Here is a 6,000-nt window from a genome sequence, read left to right as displayed (position 1 = left end):
CCCGCCCCCCGCGGCCCGACCCCCCGCACGTCGCGCCCGCCCACGGCACGGCTCGACGTCACCTCGCCCGGGTCGACCCGGGCGAGGTCAGCGGTCGGCGGGGTGGTCGAAGGCCGTCCAGATCCGGCGCCGCTCGGCGCGGGTGTGGGCCTGGGCCATGGCGCGCACGCGCCGCAGCTGCTCGGCGGTCGCACAGTGCTCGACCACCGCGATCTCCGCCTCGCGCATCTGCGCCTCGACGGCGAACTCGGCCGGGGTCGAGGGGTAGGAGTCGGGCGTCTCGCCGGTCACCGGCCGCGGGTGCGCGTACGGGCTGTCGGCGGGCAGGTTCCCGCTGACCCGGCCGTAGCACCCGAGCACCAGCAGCACGAAGCCGACGGCCACCGAGAACACGATGTTGCTGAACCCGAAGGCGAGCACGTTGAGCCCGGTCCGCAGCACGGCGAGGTTCCCGACCGCGGAGAGGAAGAACAGCACCCCGAAGGCGATCATGGCCGTCGAGGCCCGCCGCGGACCCCGCCAGACCGCGACCGTGAGCGCCACCGCCGCCACCACCGACAGCACGGACAGCAGGCCGTTGGACGACATGCCCAGCACCCGCTCGCCCCGCGTGGTGAAGAAGTGGGCACCGCCGGTGAGGCCGAGCACGCCGAACACGAGCAGCACCAGCGAGACGGTCACCGCGCCGATCCGCTGGACGGCGTACACCCGCCCGCCGGCGACGGCGTGCTCGACCGTCCGGTGCAGCCGGGTGGACCCGGTCGGCGGGCCGGTCCCGGCGGCGGAGGGCGCCGGAGCGGGTGGCGGGCCCGGGGCGAGCGCGGTGGACTGCCGGGCGTTGCGGTGGACCGTGAGCTTCATGGCGCACCCCCTGCGGGATGCCCTCCATGGTAGGTCCGCGGGCGGCCGGTGGAACCCGCCGTCGACGGGTTCCACCGGAGGCCGCTAGACGAAGATCGAGAACACCAGGACGCCGAGCAGGCCGACCACCGAGATCAGCGTCTCCATCACCGACCAGGTGGCGATGGTCTGCCCGACGGTCATCCCGAAGTACTCCTTGACCAGCCAGAACCCGGCGTCGTTCACGTGCGAGAAGAACAGCGAGCCCGCACCGACGGCCAGCGCCAGCAGCGCGACCTCGGGTCGCTCCAGGTCGGCGGCCAGCGGCGCGACGATGCCGGCCGCGGTGATCGTCGCGACGGTGGCCGAGCCCGTGGCCAGCCGGATGCCCACCGCGACCAGCCAGCCGAGCACCAGCGGGGAGAAGTCCGCCCCCTCGGCCCAGTCGGCGATCAGCGAGCTGATGCCGGAGTCGACCAGCAGCTGCTTGAAGCCACCGCCGGCGGCCACGATCAGCAGGATGCCGGCGATCGCGGGCAGCGCCCCGCCGGTGATGCCCGAGATGCGCTCGCGGCCGAAGCCGACCGCCGTCCCGAGGGTGAACATCGCGACGATGACGCCGGCGAGCAGCGCGATCGACGGCGTGCCCAGGATGTTGAACACGCTGCGGGCGGTGGTGCCCTCGTCGAGGGTGAGCTCGCCGATCGCGCCGATGAGCATCATCACCACGGGCAGCAGCACCGTGGCGACGGTCGCGGCGAAGCTGGGCCGGCGGCGGGGCGCGTCGTCGCGCGGGGTGGCCGAGGCCTGGCCGAGGTCGGTGTCGGCGTCGCCGTCCGCCGTCCCGGTGGAGCCGGTCGACCGGCCGCCGCCGGCGGCGACCAGCGGCGCCGGGTGGGCGATGTGCACGCGGCGGCTGATCAGGATGCCGAACAGCGGGCCGGAGACGATCACCGCGGGGATGGCGATGACCAGCCCGAACAGCAGGGTCTGGCCCAGGCTGGCGTTCAGGTTCGCGATCGCGGCGAGCGGCCCGGGGTGCGGCGGCACGAACCCGTGCAGCACCGAGAGGCCGGCCAGCGCCGGGATGCCCACCCGCAGCACCGGCTGCTCGCTGCGCCGGGCCACCAGCAGCACGATCGGGATGAGCAGGACGACGCCGATCTCGAAGAACAGCGGGATGCCGATCAGCGCGGCGACCCCGCCCATCGCCCAGGGCAGGGCGCGCGGCCCCACCCGGTCGACGATCGTGCTGACCACCCGGTCGGCGCCGCCGGACTCGGTGAGCAGCCCGCCGATCATCGCGCCCAGTGCGATCAGCAGGCCCACGCTGCCGGTGGTCGAGCCGAGGCCGGCGGTGAAGCTGGTGACGATGTCGGCGACGCTCACGCCGGCCACCACGCCCAGCGCGGCCGAGCCGATGATCAGCGCGAGGAACGGGTGCACCTTCAGCACGGTGATCAGGACGACGACGACGGCGATGCCGACCAGCGCGGCGGTGATCAGCAGCGGGTTGCTGTCGGTGTGGCCGACCTCGGCGGCGAGGACGGTCATCGCGGTCGCTCAGCGGGTGCCCAGGAGATCATGATCGACAGTCTCGACCCGCCCGGCGATCACCGCAGCACGGACGACAGCAGCAGGCTGGTCTCGCTGTTGAGCACGCCCGGAACGGAACGGATCCGGCCCAGCAGCCGGTCGAACGCGGCCAGGTCGGGGGTGCGCACCTCGGCGACGAGGTCCCAGGCGCCGTTGGTCGTGTAGAGCGCCTCGATCTCCGGGAAGCCGCGCAGCTGCCGGATCACGTCGTCGGTGGAGCGGCCCTCCACCTCGATCAGCGACACCGCGCGCACCCCGCCGACGGCGGCGTCGTCGCGGAGCCGGACGCTGAACCCGACGATGACGCCGCTGGCGACCAGCCGGTCCAGCCGGGCGTTGACCGTCGCCCGGGTGACCCCGAGCCGGCGCGCGAGCTCCGCGACCGGCGCGCGGCCGTCCTCCCGCAGCACCGCCAGGAGGCGGCGGTCGAGGTCGGACAGCGGGCTCATGCGCAGAAGGTAGTGAGCGGCTCGGCGATCTGCGGGTTCGGCAGCTCCCGATTGCGCGGTTCGCTCATTGTCGCTGGTCAGCGGCTCTTCCTACCGTCTGCCTGTCGGGAGGAGACCGGTGCGATGACCGAGTTCGTGGGTGTGGGCAACGTGGTCCGGTGGCTGGCGGAGACCGGGCCGGAGCGGGTGGTCGCGGCGATGTCGCGGTACGTCGAGGACGACTTCCGCCGCTGGGAGTCGTTCGACAAGAGCCCGCGGGTGGCCAGCCACACGCCGTTCGGCGTGATCGAGCTGATGCCGACCAGCGACTCGGAGCTGTACGGCTTCAAGTACGTCAACGGGCACCCGGCGAACCCGGCGCGCGGCTTCCAGACGGTGACGGCGTTCGGCGCGCTCGCCGAGGTGCACAACGGCTACCCGGTGTTCCTGGCCGAGATGACGCTGCTGACCGCGCTGCGCACCGCCGCCACCTCCGCGATGGCGGCGCGGCACCTGGCCCGGCCGGACGCGCGCCGGCTGGCGCTGATCGGCGCGGGCAGCCAGGCCGAGTTCCAGGCGCTCGCGATGCGCGGCGCGCTGGGCACCGCCGACGTCGCGGTCTGGGACACCGACCCGGCGGCGATGGCGAAGGTGGCGCGCAACCTCGAGCCGCTGGGGTTCGCGGTGCGGCTCGCGTCGTCCGGGCAGGACGCGGTCCGGGACGCCGACGTCGTGACCACCTGCACCGCGGACAAGACCCGCGCCGTGGTGCTGCGCGCCGGGTGGCTGGCCCCGGGCACCCACGTCAACGCGATCGGCGGTGACTGCCCGGGCAAGACGGAGCTGGACCCGGCGGTGCTGCGCCCGGGGTCGGTGTTCGTCGAGTTCGAGCCGCAGACCCGGGTGGAGGGCGAGATCCAGGCGCTGCCGGCCGGCTTCCCGGTGACCGAGCTGTGGGAGGTCGTCGCGGGGCGGACGCCGGGGCGCACGTCGGCGGAGCAGGTGACGGTGTTCGACTCGGTCGGGTTCGCCGTCGAGGACTTCGCCGCGCTGCGCTACCTGCGCGACGCCGTCCGCGGGACGCCGTTCGTCGAGGAGGTCGACCTGGTCGCCGAGCCCGACGACCCCAAGGACCTGTTCGGGATGATCGGGGCGCTGTCACCGATCGGCGTCTGACGCCTCCGCCGCTGCCCTCGCCCGCCGGCCGACGACGAGGACCGCCGCCGCCTGGAGGACGCCGGTCACGAGCCGCGGGACGAGTTGGAGCAGCAGCGCCCACAGCGGGTTGCGGCCGGGCAGCAGGACGAGCCGCCGGGAGCGGCCGGCGAGCGCCGGCCCGGCGACCAGCCAGGCCAGCACCGGGAGCGCCACCGCCCGGCGGATCCGGGTCCCCGGTCGACGGCGCAGCACGGGCACCGCAACGGCCGCGACCACGGCGTTGGCGGTGGCCACCGCGGTGGGTGCCAGCGGGGCGCCGCGCCGTCCGGTCAGCGACCAGATCACCGGGACCAGGAGTTCGGCCGGCGCCCCGAGCGCGCCGACGATCCGCATCGCACCGACGGGAGGAGCGACCCGGTCCCGGACGGCCTCGCGGGCCGCGGCACTCCCCGGGGTGGGCGTCGTCACGCGGCGGAGCCTGCCCCTGCGGGTGGCCGTCCACAAGCGCTCAGCGGGCGGCGGCAGCGCTCCGAGCAGGGACGGCGTCCTCGGCGAAGAGCGCCGCGACGCCCTCGGCCGACCGCCGCGCCCGGTCCGTGGTCGCCAGGGCGCACAGCGCCACGATCGCCAGGCCTGCGCCGCACACCAGCCACCAGGCGGGGTGCGTGGCCGCCGCGAAGCCGGGTCCGACCCCGCCGGTGGCGGCCCCGGCGATCGACCCCGCGATCGCCACGCCCAGGGAGGCGCCGACCTGGCGGCTGGTCGAGGCGACCGCGGCGGCGACCCCGGCCTGGGCCCGCGGCATGCCGGCCACCGCGGTGGTGGTGATCGGCGGGTTGACGAAGCCGAAGCCGATCCCGAACACCAGGTAGGTCAGCATCAGCTCGGGCAGCGGCGTCGTCGTGGTGATCCGGGTCAGCAGCGCAGCACCGACCGCCATGAAGACGCCGGCCGTGTAGAGCGGGATGCGCACGCCCCGGCTGCCCACGACCCGGCCGGACACCGGGGCCAGCAGGAGGGTCGCCAGCGCCAGCGGCAGGGTGCACAGCCCGGCCTCCAGCGCGCTGAGACCGCGGGTGCCCTGCAGGTACAGCGTGTTGAGGAACAGGAAGGCGGCGAACCCGCCGAACCCCGCGACAGCGGTGAGCGTCGCGGCGGTGAACGGCACGCTGCGGAAGAACCGCAGCTCCAGCAGCGGCTCGGTGCGGCGCTGCTCCCAGCCGATCAGCCCGGCCAGCGCGAGGACTGCGACGGCGATCAGCGCGGTGATCAGCGGTGAGCCCCAGCCGTGGTGCGGGCCCTCGATGATCGCGTAGGTCAGCGCCGCGAGCGTCAGCGCGACCAGCAGCTGGCCCATTGGGTCGGGGCGCCGCGGCCGGGCGGCCCGCGACTCGGGCACGAAGGCGGCGGCGAGCACGAACGCCGCGACGCCGATCGGCACGTTGATCCAGAAGATCGCCCGCCAGCCGACCGTCTCGGTCAGCGCACCGCCGACGATCGGGCCCAGCGCCATCGACAGCCCGACCACCGCACCCCACACGCCGATCGCACGGGCGCGCTCCCGGGCGTCGGTGAACACGTTGGTGATGATCGACATCGCCACCGGGTTGAGCATCGACCCGCCGACGGCCTGCACGACCCGCGCGGCGACCAGCCAGCCCAGCCCGGGCGCGACGCTGCACAGCAGCGAGCCGACGGCGAAGGTGGCCAGTCCGGCCTGGAAGGTCCGCCGCCGGCCCAGCCGGTCGGCCGTGGAGCCGGACAGCATGAGCAGGCTCGCGAGCACCAGCGTGTAGGCATCGATCGTCCACTGCAGCCCGGACAGCGAGGCGTCGAGCTCCCGGCTGATCGAGGGGAGCGCGACGTTGACGATGGTGTTGTCCATCGAGACCATGAGCAGGCTGGAGCAGCAGATCAGCAGCACCAGCATCTTGCGTCGTGCGGTCGTCGTCGCCACCCCTTCCCGTTGCCGTCTGCA

At 74.4% G+C, this 6,000-nt stretch carries 6 protein-coding genes; 1 reads left to right on the top strand and 5 read right to left on the bottom strand.

Annotation, left to right across the window (positions count from 1 at the left end; genetic code table 11):
- Window positions 1-87 precede the first annotated feature (87 nt).
- The 3 genes from AB0J00_RS19055 to AB0J00_RS19045 all read right to left on the bottom strand — a co-directional run bounded on the left by AB0J00_RS19055 (window position 88) and on the right by AB0J00_RS19045 (window position 2,885).
- Entirely contained in the window at window positions 88-861 is a 774-nt protein-coding gene (locus AB0J00_RS19055) for a DUF4383 domain-containing protein (RefSeq protein WP_357747781.1), read from the bottom strand.
- 84 nt (window positions 862-945) lie between these two features.
- The gene (locus AB0J00_RS19050; protein WP_357747780.1) at window positions 946-2,394 is read right to left on the bottom strand and encodes a gluconate:H+ symporter; all 1,449 of its coding nucleotides are present in this window, start codon (window positions 2,392-2,394) and stop codon (window positions 946-948) included.
- Window positions 2,395-2,453: 59 nt separating this feature from the next.
- Window positions 2,454-2,885, bottom strand: coding sequence for an Lrp/AsnC family transcriptional regulator (locus AB0J00_RS19045; protein WP_357747777.1), 432 nt, complete (start codon window positions 2,883-2,885; stop codon window positions 2,454-2,456).
- A 123-nt stretch (window positions 2,886-3,008) separates the two neighbouring features.
- Here AB0J00_RS19045 and AB0J00_RS19040 point away from each other — a divergent pair, with 123 nt between their 5' ends.
- Complete coding sequence (locus AB0J00_RS19040; protein WP_357747774.1) at window positions 3,009-4,040, top strand: ornithine cyclodeaminase; 1,032 nt, start codon at window positions 3,009-3,011, stop codon at window positions 4,038-4,040.
- Here AB0J00_RS19040 and AB0J00_RS19035 read toward each other — a convergent pair.
- Together AB0J00_RS19035 and AB0J00_RS19030 are read right to left on the bottom strand one after the other, a co-directional pair.
- Complete coding sequence (locus tag AB0J00_RS19035; RefSeq protein WP_357747771.1) at window positions 4,023-4,490, bottom strand: hypothetical protein; 468 nt, start codon at window positions 4,488-4,490, stop codon at window positions 4,023-4,025. The genes AB0J00_RS19040 and AB0J00_RS19035 overlap by 18 nt on opposite strands.
- Before the next feature lie 40 nt (window positions 4,491-4,530).
- Window positions 4,531-5,979 (bottom strand): MFS transporter, encoded by a 1,449-nt coding sequence (locus AB0J00_RS19030; protein ID WP_357747769.1) that lies wholly within the window; start codon window positions 5,977-5,979, stop codon window positions 4,531-4,533.
- Between the last annotated feature and the right edge of the window lie 21 nt (window positions 5,980-6,000).

The sequence above is a fragment of the Modestobacter sp. NPDC049651 genome (assembly GCF_040659695.1).
In the GTDB taxonomy this organism is placed as follows: domain Bacteria; phylum Actinomycetota; class Actinomycetes; order Mycobacteriales; family Geodermatophilaceae; genus Modestobacter.
Note: the sequence above shows the minus strand (reverse complement) of the source record. Positions and strands in the feature narration are given on the sequence as shown.

Coding starts and splice junctions, on each gene's coding strand:
- AB0J00_RS19055 (WP_357747781.1), bottom strand. CDS start 861: ATGAAGCTCACGGTCCACCGCAACGCCCGGCAGTCCACCGCGCTCGCC.
- AB0J00_RS19050 (WP_357747780.1), bottom strand. CDS start 2,394: ATGACCGTCCTCGCCGCCGAGGTCGGCCACACCGACAGCAACCCGCTG.
- AB0J00_RS19045 (WP_357747777.1), bottom strand. CDS start 2,885: ATGAGCCCGCTGTCCGACCTCGACCGCCGCCTCCTGGCGGTGCTGCGG.
- AB0J00_RS19040 (WP_357747774.1), top strand. CDS start 3,009: ATGACCGAGTTCGTGGGTGTGGGCAACGTGGTCCGGTGGCTGGCGGAG.